Genomic DNA, 14308 nt, shown 5'->3' on the forward strand with positions numbered 1-14308 from the left:
GGTTGGGAGGACCACCGTCACCGTCGGCTACGCGGACGTGGGAGGATAGCGACTGTGCTGCGCTGGATAACTGCTGGAGAATCCCATGGTCCTGCTCTCGTCGCAATGCTCGAGGGGATGGTTGCCGGAGTCGAGGTGACGTCCGACGACCTCGCGAGCCAACTCGCGCGCCGGCGCCTCGGATACGGGCGCGGAGCGCGGATGAAGTTCGAGGCGGACAAGGTCACGATCATCGGTGGCGTACGGCACGGACGCACCCTCGGTGGGCCGATCGCCGTCGAGGTAGGCAATACCGAATGGCCCAAGTGGGAAACCGTGATGTCCGCGGATCCGGTCGATTCCGCCGTGCTCGCCGATCAGACACGGAACGCACCTCTCACCCGCCCCCGCCCCGGACACGCCGACTATTCCGGCATGCTCAAGTACGGCTTCGACGACGCCCGCCCGGTCCTCGAACGCGCCAGTGCCCGGGAGACCGCCGCTCGAGTAGCGGCCGCGACATTCGCTCGCGCCTTCCTCCGTCAGGTATTCGGCGTCGAGGTTCTCTCCCACGTGATCTCTATCGGCGCGTCCGATCCGTACACCGGCCCCGAGCCGACTGCGGCGGATATTCAAGCGATCGATGCGAGCCCGGTGCGGGCCTTCGACAAGGCTGCAGAGGAGTCGATGATCGCCGAGATCGAAGCCGCGAAGCGTGACGGCGACACTCTCGGCGGTGTCGTGGAGGTCGTCGTTCACGGACTTCCCGTGGGCTTGGGTTCGTTCATCAGCGGTGCGGACCGACTCGACTCACGCCTCGCGGCGGCTCTGATGGGGATTCAGGCCATCAAGGGCGTCGAAGTCGGTGACGGTTTCGAGACTGCACGTCGCAGAGGTAGCCAGGCGCACGACGAGATGCGTCCGGGCCCCGACGGAGTCCTGCGTTCGACCAATCGGGCAGGCGGCCTCGAGGGTGGCATGACCAACGGTGAGGCGCTGCGTGTCCGCGCCGCGATGAAGCCCATCTCAACGGTTCCCCGCGCACTTGCCACGGTCGACATGTCCACCGGCGACGAAGCCGTGGCGATTCACCAGCGCTCCGACGTGTGTGCCGTGCCCGCGGCCGGCGTCGTCGCCGAATCGATGGTGGCGCTGGTCGTCGCGCAGGCAGCGCTCGAGAAGTTCGGCGGTGACTCCGTCTCCGAGACCGCCGCCAACTTCGAGCAGTACGCGGCCGGCGTCGCAGCCCGGCTCGCGCGATGACCAACGCGCCTACAGTCGACTCGCCGAGGTGACCTCGATGGCACCGAGAGCTGTGCTGGTCGGACCTCCGGGGGCAGGCAAATCGACAATCGGGAAGCGTCTCGCGCGGGCTCTCGATCTTCCGCTGCTCGATACCGACGTCGCAATCGAGGAGGAGGCCGGGCGCACCATCGCGGACATCTTCGGCCAGGACGGCGAACCCGCATTCCGTGCCCTCGAAGAGAAGGTCGTCCGGCAAGCGATCGAGAGCTGCGAGGGGGTCGTCTCGCTCGGCGGCGGGGCGATCCTGTCCGAACGCACACGGGAACTACTGCAGGGCCACACGGTCGTCTACCTCGAGATCAGCGTGGCCGAAGGGCTCAAGCGAACGCGCAGCAATGTCGTGCGTCCACTCCTCGCCGGCGACGCTCGGCAGAAGTACACCGAGTTGATGCGTGTGCGGCGGCCCCTGTACGAGCAGGTGGCGTCCATCCGGATCCGCACGAACCGGCGGAGCCCCGGCCGTGTGGTGCAGGACCTGGTGGAGAAACTCACGACAGAACAGCAAGACGGAGCGGAGTAGCGACAGTGACCGAACCGGTACGCGTGCAGGTGCAGACGGCCAACCCCTACCCGGTCATCATCGGGCGGGGACTACTCGGCGAGTTGGTGGACGAACTCTCTGCCACGAGAACGGTGGCGATCTTTCATCAGCCGCCGCTTGCCGAGACCGCTGAGGCGGTCCGAACGGCTCTGGCCGAAGAGGGGATCGATGCGCACCGTATCGAAATCCCCGACGCGGAGGAGGGCAAGGACTTGGCCGTGGCCGGGTTCTGCTGGGAGGTGCTGGGCCGGATCGGACTCACCCGCAGTGACGCGGTGGTGAGCCTGGGTGGGGGCGCGGCGACCGACCTGGCCGGATTCGTGGCGGCCACCTGGATGCGCGGTGTTCGCGTGATCCACGTGCCCACCACTTTGCTTGCGATGGTGGACGCGGCGGTGGGCGGTAAGACGGGCATCAACACCGAGGCCGGGAAGAACCTGGTGGGCTCCTTCCATGAGCCGTCCGCGGTATTGGTCGACCTGGCCACTCTCGAGACGGTTCCCCGCAACGAGATCGTGGCCGGGATGGCAGAGGTGATCAAGACCGGCTTCATTGCCGACCCGGTGATCCTCGACCTCATCGAAGACGACCCCGAAGCCGCGCTCGACCCGGCGGGAACCGTTCTGCCGGAATTGATTCGGCGTTCCGTGGAGGTCAAGGCCAAGGTGGTGGCCGCCGATCTCCGGGAATCGAGTCTGCGGGAGATTTTGAACTACGGGCACACCCTCGGCCACGCCATCGAGCGCCGGGAACGCTACCGCTGGCGGCACGGCGCGGCCGTCTCCGTGGGTCTCGTGTTCGCGGCGGAACTCGGTCGTCTGGCCGGGCGTCTCGACGACGAGACAGCCGATCGGCACCGCGCAATCCTGGAACTGGTGGGACTTCCCACCACATACGATGCGGACGCGTTCGCTCAACTGGTCGAAGGAATGCAGACCGACAAAAAGAACCGCGCGGGTGTTCTGCGGTTCGTGGTGCTCGACGGACTCGCCAAACCCGGACGGCTCGAGGGCCCGGACCCCACCCTACTGGCGGCCGCGTACTCAGCGGTCGCCCGCGAGCAGTCACCTGGAAACGGCGACGACGCCGTTCTCCTGTAGCCGACCCGAGGGTCGCGGCGCGACAGCGTGAGCGAATGCTCTCACACCGTCGCGCCGTGATATCGGTGTCGCGCGGCGGTGGTTACTCGCTGCGGGACCTGCCGTCGGCTGGATGATCGCTCTGGTCGGTGTGATCTCGCCCGGTGCCCTCGTCCTCCGGATGATCGTCGAGATCGGACGTGTCCTCGCGGTACTCGTGTATCCGCTCGAACACGGTGGTGTCGTCGTCCGAACCCGCGTAGTCCGTGTCCTGGATCTGCGTGTCCTGGACCTGTGCGTCCCCGAACTGCTCGTCAGCCTGTTCCCCGGGCCCGGCCACCGCCGGTAGGGAACCGCCCTCGCTCGCGGACTTTGCCGCCTCCCTGCTGACGAAGAAGCGGCCCAGGAACACCGCGAGCATGGCCGGTCCGAAGATCAGTAGCACGGTGAACGCGGCGCCGGACGTCAGCTCGAAGAAGAACGAGTTCTGGGTGACATTGAGGAACGGCAGCAGATCGGCCAGCCAGCTGGCGAGACCGGCGACGACTCCTCCGAGCAGCGCGGCCTTCAGCCATAGCATCGTCAGATCTTCGCCGTCGGCGGGGTTCGGGTTCTCCCGGCGGTCCCGAATACCGTCCAGCCCGGCCCAGACCAGTGCCGCGACGACCACTATCACCAGCGAGATCCATCTCAGAGGGGAACCCAGAAGGGGCCATTGTGTGATCGAAACGCCGAGGATCACACGAACGAGAACATGTATCAGGGCCATCCCGAGGCCGCGTACCACCCACGCATTCATTGGCACAGCGTAACGAGGCCTGATTCGGTCGAGTGGCCTCCCCCACACCCGTGCGCCTGAAACTTGTTCTCGCCGCCGATCGGCGGTGCGGCGGTGGACCATCCCTTCGGGGACTTTGCCGGTACGTTTGACGCATGCCTGCTGATCATGGTTCGCGGCGCGCGGCGCTGCGGGCGGCCCTCGCTGCCCGAGATCTCGACGCGCTTCTCGTGACGAATCTGACGAACATCCGGTATCTCACCGGCTTCACCGGCTCGAACGCCGCGCTGCTCGTCGACGCCGCCGACGACGAAGGTGCCGAGGACAATACCGTCATCTGCACCGACGGGCGCTATCTCACCCAAGTTGGTGAACAGGTTCCCGACCTCCGCGCCGAGATCGCCCGGGCGAGTGCGGCGACTCTGATCGAATCGTTGGCCAGCACCTCGTCGGTGGCGTTCGAGAGCCATGTAGTCACCGTGGACGAGTTCGCAGCCTGGTCGCTGCTCGCGCCGGATGCGCGCCTCGACCCGGTTCCCGGACTCGTCGAGGAACTGCGCATGGTCAAGGACGAGCACGAGGTCGGGTTACTGCGTGCGGCGTGCGCATCGGCCGATTCCGCGCTCGCCGAGTTGATCGCACGAGGTGGACTCCGGCCAGGTCGCACCGAGAAAGAGGTGGGTCGCGAGCTGGAGGGGCTGATGTTCGACCACGGCGCGGACGGGATCTCCTTCGAGACGATCGTCGCCACCGGTGCCAACTCGGCGATCCCGCACCATCGACCCACCGATGCGGTGCTGGGCAGCGGCGACTTCGTCAAACTCGATTTCGGGGCGCAGATCGGCGGCTACCACTCGGACATGACGCGAACATACGTTCTCGAGCGGGCTGCGGACTGGCAACGTGACCTCTACGCACTGGTCGAGCGGTCACAGAAGGCGGGACGAGAGGCCCTGCGCCCCGGAGCGGAGGTGTCGGCGGTGGACGCTGCCGCCCGCCGCGTGATCGAGGATGCGGGCTACGGGGAACTATTCCTGCACGGCCTCGGACACGGCGTCGGTCTGGAGATCCACGAAGCTCCGGGAATAGGCAAGCTCGGCACCGGTACACTTCTCGACGGTGCGGCGGTGACCGTCGAGCCGGGTGTGTACTTCTCCGGGCGCGGAGGCGTGCGGATCGAGGACACGCTCGTGGTCCGTGAGCAGGGACCGGAGCTGCTCACACTCACTACCAAAGACCTGACTGTCGTCTAGACGGTTTCGACCTTATCGAGGAGACGCGAAGCAGTGGCTTCAACTAGTGATTTCAAGAACGGCCTGGTCCTGAAGATCGATGGCCAGCTGTGGACGATCGTCGAGTTCCAGCACGTGAAGCCCGGCAAGGGTCCCGCGTTCGTGCGCACCAAGTTGAAGAATGTGCTCTCGGGCAAGGTGGTCGACAAGACGTTCAACGCCGGGGTCAAGGTGGACACTGCCACCGTCGACCGGCGCGACATGACCTACCTGTACCACGACGGCTCCGACTACATCTTCATGGATGGCGTCACCTACGACCAGATCTCGATCAGCGAGGACATCGTCGGCGAAGGCGCTCGCTTCCTGCTCGAGAACATGGCCGTACAGGTCGCGACGCACGAAGATGTTCCGCTGTTCGTGGAGCTGCCCGTCACCGTCGAATTGGTGGTCAAGCACACCGACCCCGGTCTGCAGGGCGACCGCTCCACCGGTGGCACCAAGCCGGCCACCCTCGAGACCGGCGCCGAGATCAGCGTTCCGTTGTTCATCAACACCGGTGACAAGCTGAAGGTCGATTCCCGAGACGGCAACTACCTCGGGCGTGTGAATTCCTGAGTGGCCGGTACGCATAAGAAGCTCGGTGCCCGACACAAGGCACGCAAGCGCGCCGTCGACTTCCTCTTCGAGGCCGAGGCGAGAGATCTCGATCCGGTCGATCTAGCGGTCGACCGCGCGGAATTGTCCGACAAGGACGATTCCGTGGCACCGGTTGCCCCGTACACCATCACATTGGTGACCGGGGTTGCCGAGAACCTGGACCGCCTCGATGAGGTCATTTCCTCGCATCTACAGGACTGGACCCTCGAGCGGCTACCCGCCGTCGACCGCGCGATCCTGCGCATCGCCGTGTGGGAACTGTTCCACGCCACCGACGTCCCCCCGGTGGTGGCGGTGGACGAGGCCGTGGAGTTGGCCAAACAACTCTCCACTGACGACTCACCCGGATTCGTCAACGGCATTCTCGGCCAGGTGGTTCTGGTCGCTCCGCAGGTTCGTGCTGCAGCGGCGGCGACGTCGCGCCATGCAGATGATCGTGCGGGAGACGCTGCCACCGGAGACCCGAACGACGTCAGCTCGTAAGTTCGCGCCCTCCTGCGTGCCCGTCCGGCCCGCCACCGGCAGATTCACCAGTGGCGGGCCGCAGTCGCGGCCTCAGGTCAGGGCCACGCACCTGGCGCACGGGGCACGCTGATACGCTGTCGGCGTCAGGCATCCTTTAACGATCCGTCCAGTGAGGCGGAGAAGGAGGTCGTTGTATGCGCGTACCCGAAGGGTCTCGCGCCGCCGGGGAACCGGCGGGAGCAACACCAGAGTCGATCGCTTCCGGCGAACCCGCACGAGAGCTGCTGTCCGCAGCCGATGTGGGACGGACCATTGCGCGCATTGCGCACCAGATCATCGAAAAGACCGCGATCGACGCCGGCGGTGAGGCTCCGCGTGTCGTTCTCATCGGAATTCCCACCCGGGGCACGACGCTTGCATTGCGCCTGGCCGAGAAGATCCACGAATTTTCCGGGGTTCGCCCGCCAGTCGGCTCTCTCGACATCACCCTGTACCGCGACGACCTGCGCACCAAGCCGCATCGCCCCCTCGAGCGCACGTCCGTGCCCGAGGGTGGCATCGACGACGCCTTGGTGGTTCTGGTCGACGACGTCCTGTTCTCCGGCCGCACCGTGAGGTCGGCCCTCGACGCGCTGCGAGACCTAGGGCGGCCCCGCGCCGTCCAGTTGGCGGTGCTCGTCGACCGGGGCCATCGCGAACTGCCGTTGCGCGCCGATTACGTCGGCAAGAACGTGCCGACCGCACGTGCCGAGGGTGTGAAGGTCCTGCTCGAGGAACACGATGGCCGTGACGCGGTCATGATCTTCAGAGGAGGGCCCGCGTGAAGCACCTGCTGTCGATCGCCGACCTGACGCGGGAATCGGCTGTCGAACTTCTCGACGAAGCACAGCGGTTCGAGCAAGCCCTTCTCGGACGTGAGGTGCGTAAGCTCCCGACCTTGCGCGGGCGCACGGTGATGACCGTATTCTTCGAGAACTCGACGCGTACCCGGGTCTCGTTCGAGGTCGCCGGCAAGTGGATGAGCGCAGACGTGATCAACGTCAGCGCGTCCAGTTCCTCGGTGTCCAAAGGTGAATCGCTCCGAGACACGGCGATGACGTTGCGGGCCGCCGGCGCCGATGCGCTGATCGTGCGGCACCCCGCGTCGGGTGCGGCGCACCAGATTGCGCACTGGACCGGCCGCCAGGAGGACGGCGGCCCAGCGGTCGTCAACGCCGGCGACGGGATGCACGAACATCCCACCCAGGCGTTACTCGACGCTCTCACGTTGCGCCAGCGTCTCGGCGGCATCGAGGGCAAGCGCATCGCGATCGTGGGTGACATCGCGCACAGCCGCGTCGCCCGTTCGAACGCGCTGCTGCTGTCGATGCTCGGTGCCGAGGTCGTCCTGGTGGCGCCGCCGACGCTGCTCCCGGTCGGAGTGTCGTCCTGGCCCGTTACGGTTTCGTACTCGCTCGACGCGGAATTGCCCGGGCTCGATGCAGTTCTCATGCTGCGGGTGCAGGCCGAGCGGATGAACGGCGGGTTCTTCCCGTCCCCTCGGGAGTACTCGATCAATTTCGGACTGTCCGAGAAACGACTGGCGATGCTTCCCGAGCACGCGGTGGTGTTGCACCCCGGTCCGATGCTGCGTGGCATGGAGATCGCGTCTTCCGTTGCCGATTCGACGAAGACCGCTGTGCTGCAACAGGTAACCAACGGTGTGCACATGCGAATGGCGGTGCTGTTCCGATTGCTGGTCGGAGCGGAGAACGCTGCCGGATGAGTGGCTCGGCAGTGAGATGGGTGACAGTGCTGTGAGATGGGTGGCAGTGCTGTGAGATGGGTGGCAGTGCAGTGATAGGAGATACGGTGCTCATCAAGAACGTGCTGCTCTATGGCGAGGGCGAACCCACCGACGTTCTCCTCGGAGACGGAGTGATCCGCGCGATCGGCGCGGATGCAGGCGAGGGCAGTGACTCGGACACCGAGGTGATCGATGCGACCGGGCAGATCCTGCTCCCTGGTTTCGTCGACCTGCACACGCATCTGCGTGAACCGGGCCGCGAGGACACCGAGACCGTCGACTCCGGGTCGGCCGCCGCTGCGCTCGGCGGATACACCGCAGTGTTCGCGATGGCCAACACCAGCCCCGTTGCAGACTCGGTCGTCGTCACCGATCACGTCTGGCGGCGCGGCCAGGAGGTCGGCCTCGTCGACGTACACCCGGTCGGCGCGGTCACGGTAGGCCTCGAGGGCAAACAGCTCGCCGAGATGGCCACGATGGCGGCGGGCGTCGGTCGGGTCAAGATGTTCTCGGACGATGGCCATTGCGTGTACGACCCCCTGATCATGCGCCGTGCCCTCGAGTACTCGAGTTCCCTCGGGGTGCTCATCGCGCAGCACGCGGAGGAGCCGCGACTGACCGTCGGCGCCGTCGCGCACGAGGGACCCACCGCGTCCAGGCTCGGCCTCGCCGGGTGGCCCCGTGCCGCCGAGGAGTCGATCGTCGCACGGGACGCGCTGCTCGCCCGCGATGCCGGTGCGCGGGTGCACATCTGTCACGCATCGACTGCGGGCACCGTCGAGCTGATGAAATGGGCTCGCGGCCAGGGTATTTCGATCACGGCCGAGGTCACCCCGCATCACTTGTTGCTCGACGACTCCCGCCTCGAGACCTACGACGCTGTCAACAAGGTGAACCCGCCCCTGCGGGAGGCGAGCGACGTCGCCGCACTCCGGGCCGGACTCGCGGACGGCACCATCGACTGCGTCGCCACCGATCATGCGCCCCACGCCGAACAGGACAAGTGCTGCGAGTTCGCGGCGGCGCGCCCCGGGATGCTCGGACTCGAGACGGCGCTGTCGATCGTCGCGGCGACTATGGTCCGCCCTGGCATGCTCGACTGGCGAGGGGTGGCTCGGGTGATGAGTGAACGGCCCGCCGAGATCGTCGGACTCGACGACCAGGGACGTCCGCTGGAAGTCGGTGAGCCCGCGAACCTGGCACTGGTCGCACCGGACGCCGAATGGACCGTTCACGGATCAGATCTCGCCAGTATCTCGCACAACACACCGTTTGAGGCGATGACACTTCCGGCCCGCGTGACCACCACGATCCTCCGCGGTCGGGTCACCGCGCGCGATGGCGAAGTCCGGTTCCCGGCTCGGTTCGGTGGGCGGTAGGAGTGGAAAGGATCCTCTGGGTGGTCGGGCTCGCCCTCTTCTGGGTGCTGGCCATTTACCTGATGTACATCGGTTGGCGTGGTCGGGCCCGCCGTCAGGTCGACCGGGTCGGTGATCTGCCCGTCGTGCCTGCGCACCTCGGCGAACAGATCCTCGCGCCGACCACGGGGCTGTATGTGGGCAGCACGCTGGCACCGAGCTGGCAGGACCGGATCGCGGTCGGCGACCTCGGATTCCGGGCTGCGGGAGAGATCTCCCGCCACGCCGCCGGCATCCTGCTCGAGCGTGACGGAGCTTCGGCGATCTGGATTCCGCAGGCCGCGATCCGTGCAGTCCGTACCGAACGCGGGCTTGCCGGGAAGGTAATGAGCAAGGACGGTCTGCTGGTGATCCGCTGGGAACTGCCCTCCGGCACCGAGATAGACACCGGATTCCGCGGCGACGACAAGTCGGTCTACCCCGATTGGGTGGATGACGCGGATCCCCAAGACAAGACAGACAGTGAAGATCCAGCGAATGCGGCGAACTCTGGTGAGGTCGAGCAGAACGGAGAGAACGCATGAGCAGCTATGACAGCGACTCGGCAGTACTGGTCCTCGAGGACGGAAGGACCTTCCGCGGCACCACGTTCGGTGCCGTCGGTCAGACCCTGGGTGAGGCGGTCTTCAGCACCGGAATGACTGGCTACCAGGAGACCCTCACCGACCCGAGCTACCACCGTCAGATCGTGGTGGCCACCGCGCCGCAGATCGGCAACACGGGATGGAACGACGAGGACGACGAGTCGGTCGGCCCTACCGGCAGTAGTGCCGAGTCCAGGATCTGGGTGGCCGGGTACGTCGTCCGCGACCCTTCGCGGCGAACGTCGAGTTGGCGCGCCACCGGGTCGTTGCAGGACGAACTCGTGAAGCAGGGCGTCGTCGGGATCGCCGGGGTCGACACCCGAGCCCTGGTTCGGCACCTGCGCACCAGGGGTTCCATGCGAGCCGGGGTGTTCTCCGGTGACGCACTGGCCGACACGGATGCACTTCTCGGACGCGTGAAGAGTCAGCCGTCGATGCTCGGTGCCAACCTCGCCGGCGAGGTCAGCACGACGAGCGGGTACATCGTGGAACCGACTGGGGGACAGGCCCGCTTCACGGTTGCCGCGATCGACTTGGGGATCAAGACCAACACCCCGCGCATGTTCGCCGAGCGGGGTATCCGGGTGCACGTGCTGCCTTCGGACGCATCGCTCGAGCAGATCCTCGATCTGAAGGCGGACGGTGTGTTTCTCTCCAACGGTCCAGGCGACCCGGCGACCGCCGACGGCGCCGTGAATCTCACGAAAGAGGTCCTCGGGCAGGGGCTTCCCCTGTTCGGAATCTGCTTCGGCAATCAGATCCTCGGGCGCGCAATGGGTCTGGGCACCTACAAGATGAAGTTCGGGCACCGGGGGATCAACATCCCGGTCATCGAACACGAGACCGGGCGCATCGCGATCACTGCACAGAACCACGGATTCGCGCTCGAGGGCGAGGCCGGACAAGAGTTCGACACTCCGTTCGGTAGGGCCGTGATCAGTCATACATGCGCCAACGACGGCACCGTCGAAGGCATTCGGCTACTCGACGATTCGGCCTTCTCGGTGCAGTACCACCCCGAGGCCGCGGCAGGCCCACACGATGCCGCATACCTGTTCGACCGCTTCACCAGCCTGCTCGAGGGAGTCAAGAAGTAATGCCACGCCGTACAGATCTCTCCCACATCCTCGTGATCGGCTCCGGCCCGATCGTCATCGGCCAGGCCTGCGAGTTCGACTACTCCGGAACGCAGGCGTGCCGGGTGCTTCGCGAGGAAGGCCTGCGCGTCAGCCTCGTGAACTCGAATCCGGCCACGATCATGACCGACCCCGAGTTCGCCGATTCCACCTATGTCGAACCCATCACCGCCGAGTTCGTCGAGAAGGTCATCGCCCTCGAAGCGGAGAAGGGGAACCGGATCGACGCCGTCCTCGCGACACTCGGTGGCCAGACCGCCCTCAACACCGCGGTGGCCCTGCACGAGAAGGGGATTCTCGACAAGTACGGCGTCGAGCTGATCGGCGCCGATTTCGATGCCATCCAGCGCGGCGAGGACCGGCAGAAGTTCAAGGACATCGTCGCCAAGGTCGGAGGCGAGTCGGCGCGATCACGTGTCTGCTACACGATGGACGAGGTCCGCGAGACGGTGGCCGAACTGGGCTACCCCGTCGTGGTCCGTCCGTCGTTCACCATGGGCGGACTCGGCTCCGGAATGGCATACGACGACGAGGACCTCGCCCGTATCGCCGGTGGGGGCCTGGCCGCGTCGCCCACCGCGAACGTGCTGATCGAGGAATCGATCCTCGGGTGGAAGGAATACGAACTCGAGTTGATGCGAGACGGCCGCGACAACGTCGTGATCGTCTGCTCCATCGAGAACGTCGATCCGGTCGGTGTGCACACCGGTGACTCGGTGACGGTCGCACCCGCGATGACGCTCACCGACCGCGAATATCAGAAGATGCGTGATCTCTCGATCGACATCCTGCGTGAGGTCGGCGTCGACACCGGTGGCTGCAACATCCAGTTCGCCATGGACCCCACCAACGGTCGCCTGGTTGTGATCGAGATGAATCCGCGCGTGTCGAGGTCCAGCGCGCTGGCGTCCAAGGCAACGGGTTTCCCGATCGCGAAGATCGCGGCGAAGCTCGCCATCGGCTACACCCTGGACGAGATCGTCAACGACATCACCAAGGAAACCCCGGCATGTTTCGAGCCGACCCTCGACTACGTCGTGGTGAAGGCTCCGCGGTTCGCGTTCGAGAAGTTCCCCGGTGCCGACGGCACCCTCACCACGACGATGAAGTCGGTGGGTGAGGCGATGGCCATCGGCCGCAACTTCACCGAGGCCCTCGGCAAGGTGATGCGCTCGCTCGAGACCAAACAAGCCGGTTTCTGGACCGGGCCTCAGGTCGAGACCGAGGACCTGGATACTCTGCTCGCCGAACTCCGTGTCCCGCACGACACGCGCCTGTACGGCATCGAGAAGGCGATGAGCCTCGGTGCCACCGTCGAGCAACTGTTCGACGCGACCAGTATCGACCCCTGGTTCCTCGACCAGATGCAGCAGATCCACGAACTCGGCACCGATTTGCGTCGTGCCGCCGAGCTGACCGAGCGGGTGCTGCGGCGGGCAAAGCACCACGGGTTCTCTGATCGGCAGATCGCGGCGCTGCGCCCCGAGGTCGGCGGGGAAGACGAGGTGCGGGCACTGCGTGAGAAGTGGAACGTCCACCCGGTCTACAAGACGGTGGACACATGTGCGGCGGAGTTCGAGGCCAAGACGCCGTACCACTACTCCACCTACGAACTCGACCCCGAGGCCGAGACTGAGGTGACGCCGCAGACCGAGCGGCCGAAGGTCCTGATCCTCGGTTCCGGCCCGAACCGGATCGGACAGGGCATCGAGTTCGACTACTCCTGTGTGCACGCGGCGCTGACGCTGTCCGAGGTCGGCTACGAGACCGTGATGGTCAACTGCAACCCCGAGACCGTCTCAACCGACTACGACACCGCCGACCGCCTGTATTTCGAACCGCTGACCTTCGAGGACGTTCTCGAGGTGTATCGGGCCGAGTCGGCGTCGGGGACGGTAGCCGGGGTGATCGTGCAGCTCGGCGGCCAGACTCCGCTGGGTCTGGCGAAGCGGCTCGAGGCCGCGGGGGTGCCGATCGTGGGCACCAGCCCCGAGGCCATCGATCTTGCCGAGGATCGCGGCGAGTTCGGCAGGGTGCTCGTCGACGCCGGGCTGCCTGCGCCCAAGTTCGGTACCGCGACGACGTTCGAAGGCGCCCGTGACATCGCGGCGAGGATCGGCTATCCGGTGCTGGTGCGCCCGTCCTACGTCCTCGGTGGCCGAGGCATGGAGATCGTCTACGACGAGGCCTCGCTCGAGAGCTACCTTTCCCGCGCCACCGAGATCTCCGACGATCGGCCCGTCCTGGTGGACCGATTCCTCGAAGACGCCATCGAGATCGATGTGGACGCCCTCTGCGACGGCACCGAGGTGTACCTCGGTGGCGTGATGGAGCACATCGAGGAGGCGGGTATCCACTCGGGCGACTCCGCGTGTGCGCTGCCGCCGATCACCCTCGGTCGCGCCGATCTCGAGAACGTTCGCCGTTCCACGGAGGCGCTCGCGAAGGGGATCGGCGTCAAGGGTCTGCTCAACGTGCAGTACGCCCTGAAAGACGACATCCTGTACGTCCTAGAGGCCAACCCGCGTGCGAGCCGCACCGTGCCGTTCGTGTCGAAGGCGACGGCCGTGCAGCTCGCGAAGGCGTGCGCTCGCGTGATGCTCGGTGAAACGATCGCGGAACTGCGCGGGAGCGGAGTCCTCCCGGCCTCCGGTGACGGTGGTTCCGCACCCGCCGACGCCCCCGTCGCAGTCAAGGAGGCTGTGCTGCCGTTCAACCGATTCCGTCGCGCCGACGGCACCGGGGTGGATACTCTGCTGAGCCCCGAGATGAAGTCGACCGGCGAGGTGATGGGAATCGACGCGGACTTCGGTACCGCGTTCGCCAAGAGTCAGACCGCCGCGTACGGCTCGCTCCCCACCTCGGGATCGGTATTCGTCTCGATCGCCAACAAGGACAAGCGTTCGCTGATCTTCCCGGTCAAGCGCCTTGCAGACCTGGGCTTTCGCATACTGGCCACCGAAGGGACCGCCGGGGTCCTGCGCCGAAACGGCATCACCTGCGAGGAGGTGCGCAAGCACTCCGGCGAGAAGCTCGAGGAGGGTCAGCGCACCATCGTCGAACGGATCCGGGACGGCGAAGTCGACATGGTGATCAATACCCCGTACGGCAACTCCGGACCGCGTGTCGACGGTTACGAAATCCGCAGCGCGGCCGTCGCGATGAACATTCCGTGTGTCACGACCGTGCAAGGCGCATCCGCGGCGGTGCAGGGTATCGAGGCCGCGATCCGCGGCGACGTCGGTGTCCAATCGCTTCAGGCACTGCACGAGAGGTTGCGGTCGCCCGCCGGAGCCGTCGCGCCCGTCGCCGAAACCGTCCCGTCGTGAGTAGCCACCACCATTC

Annotated in this window: 13 protein-coding genes; 12 read left to right on the top strand and 1 reads right to left on the bottom strand. The window is 66.1% G+C overall.

Features of this window, described 5'->3' with window-relative positions:
- Window positions 1-54 precede the first annotated feature (54 nt).
- Genes aroC through aroB form a run of 3 tightly spaced genes read left to right on the top strand, consistent with a single transcriptional unit; the run spans window position 55 to window position 2925 of the window.
- Window positions 55-1242, top strand: a complete 1188-nt coding sequence (gene aroC, locus BFN03_RS07270; RefSeq protein WP_070378455.1) for a chorismate synthase — start codon at window positions 55-57, stop codon at window positions 1240-1242.
- A 37-nt stretch (window positions 1243-1279) separates the two neighbouring features.
- Window positions 1280-1804: a shikimate kinase gene (locus BFN03_RS07275; protein ID WP_070380696.1), complete on the top strand. Its 525-nt coding sequence runs from the start codon at window positions 1280-1282 to the stop codon at window positions 1802-1804.
- Between the two features lie 5 nt (window positions 1805-1809).
- Window positions 1810-2925, top strand: coding sequence for a 3-dehydroquinate synthase (aroB, locus tag BFN03_RS07280; protein ID WP_070378456.1), 1116 nt, complete (start codon window positions 1810-1812; stop codon window positions 2923-2925).
- Between the two features lie 82 nt (window positions 2926-3007).
- On the opposite strand, the gene BFN03_RS07285 is transcribed toward aroB, so the two are convergent.
- Window positions 3008-3703: a B-4DMT family transporter gene (locus BFN03_RS07285; RefSeq protein WP_070378457.1), complete on the bottom strand. Its 696-nt coding sequence runs from the start codon at window positions 3701-3703 to the stop codon at window positions 3008-3010.
- Between the two features lie 134 nt (window positions 3704-3837).
- Here BFN03_RS07285 and BFN03_RS07290 point away from each other — a divergent pair, with 134 nt between their 5' ends.
- The 9 genes from BFN03_RS07290 (at window position 3838) to carB (ending at window position 14292) form a co-directional block, all read left to right on the top strand.
- Complete coding sequence (locus BFN03_RS07290; RefSeq protein WP_070378458.1) at window positions 3838-4935, top strand: M24 family metallopeptidase; 1098 nt, start codon at window positions 3838-3840, stop codon at window positions 4933-4935.
- A gap of 33 nt (window positions 4936-4968) precedes the next feature.
- The gene (gene efp / locus BFN03_RS07295) at window positions 4969-5532 is read left to right on the top strand and encodes an elongation factor P (RefSeq protein WP_070378459.1); all 564 of its coding nucleotides are present in this window, start codon (window positions 4969-4971) and stop codon (window positions 5530-5532) included.
- On the top strand, window positions 5533-6057 hold the full coding sequence (gene nusB, locus BFN03_RS07300; RefSeq protein ID WP_070378460.1) for a transcription antitermination factor NusB: 525 nt from the start codon (window positions 5533-5535) through the stop codon (window positions 6055-6057).
- Between the two features lie 176 nt (window positions 6058-6233).
- A complete protein-coding gene (gene pyrR / locus BFN03_RS07305; RefSeq protein ID WP_070378461.1) occupies window positions 6234-6863 on the top strand; it encodes a bifunctional pyr operon transcriptional regulator/uracil phosphoribosyltransferase PyrR in 630 nt (209 codons plus the stop codon).
- The gene (locus tag BFN03_RS07310) at window positions 6860-7804 is read left to right on the top strand and encodes an aspartate carbamoyltransferase catalytic subunit (protein WP_070378462.1); all 945 of its coding nucleotides are present in this window, start codon (window positions 6860-6862) and stop codon (window positions 7802-7804) included. Before pyrR ends, BFN03_RS07310 begins: the two co-directional genes overlap by 4 nt.
- A 56-nt stretch (window positions 7805-7860) precedes the next feature.
- Window positions 7861-9204 carry a dihydroorotase gene (locus BFN03_RS07315; RefSeq protein WP_070378463.1) on the top strand — a complete coding sequence of 448 codons (1344 nt, stop codon included), beginning with the start codon at window positions 7861-7863 and terminating at the stop codon, window positions 9202-9204.
- A 2-nt stretch (window positions 9205-9206) separates the two neighbouring features.
- The gene (locus BFN03_RS07320; RefSeq protein ID WP_070378464.1) at window positions 9207-9767 is read left to right on the top strand and encodes a PH-like domain-containing protein; all 561 of its coding nucleotides are present in this window, start codon (window positions 9207-9209) and stop codon (window positions 9765-9767) included.
- A complete protein-coding gene (gene carA / locus BFN03_RS07325) occupies window positions 9764-10924 on the top strand; it encodes a glutamine-hydrolyzing carbamoyl-phosphate synthase small subunit (RefSeq protein ID WP_070378465.1) in 1161 nt (386 codons plus the stop codon). Before BFN03_RS07320 ends, carA begins: the two co-directional genes overlap by 4 nt.
- On the top strand, window positions 10924-14292 hold the full coding sequence (carB, locus tag BFN03_RS07330; RefSeq protein WP_070378466.1) for a carbamoyl-phosphate synthase large subunit: 3369 nt from the start codon (window positions 10924-10926) through the stop codon (window positions 14290-14292). Before carA ends, carB begins: the two co-directional genes overlap by 1 nt.
- The last annotated feature ends 16 nt before the right edge of the window (window positions 14293-14308 follow it).

Source organism: Rhodococcus sp. WMMA185, from assembly GCF_001767395.1.
Classification (GTDB): domain Bacteria; phylum Actinomycetota; class Actinomycetes; order Mycobacteriales; family Mycobacteriaceae; genus Rhodococcus_F.

What these genes read in the sequence shown, in the direction of transcription:
- BFN03_RS07275 (WP_070380696.1), top strand. Translation starts at nt 1,280, where the DNA reads ATGGCACCGAGAGCTGTGCTGGTCGGACCTCCGGGGGCAGGCAAATCG.
- BFN03_RS07285 (WP_070378457.1), bottom strand. Translation starts at nt 3,703, where the DNA reads ATGAATGCGTGGGTGGTACGCGGCCTCGGGATGGCCCTGATACATGTT.
- BFN03_RS07290 (WP_070378458.1), top strand. Translation starts at nt 3,838, where the DNA reads ATGCCTGCTGATCATGGTTCGCGGCGCGCGGCGCTGCGGGCGGCCCTC.
- pyrR (WP_070378461.1), top strand. Translation starts at nt 6,234, where the DNA reads ATGCGCGTACCCGAAGGGTCTCGCGCCGCCGGGGAACCGGCGGGAGCA.
- BFN03_RS07315 (WP_070378463.1), top strand. Translation starts at nt 7,861, where the DNA reads ATGGGTGGCAGTGCAGTGATAGGAGATACGGTGCTCATCAAGAACGTG.
- carA (WP_070378465.1), top strand. Translation starts at nt 9,764, where the DNA reads ATGAGCAGCTATGACAGCGACTCGGCAGTACTGGTCCTCGAGGACGGA.
- carB (WP_070378466.1), top strand. Translation starts at nt 10,924, where the DNA reads ATGCCACGCCGTACAGATCTCTCCCACATCCTCGTGATCGGCTCCGGC.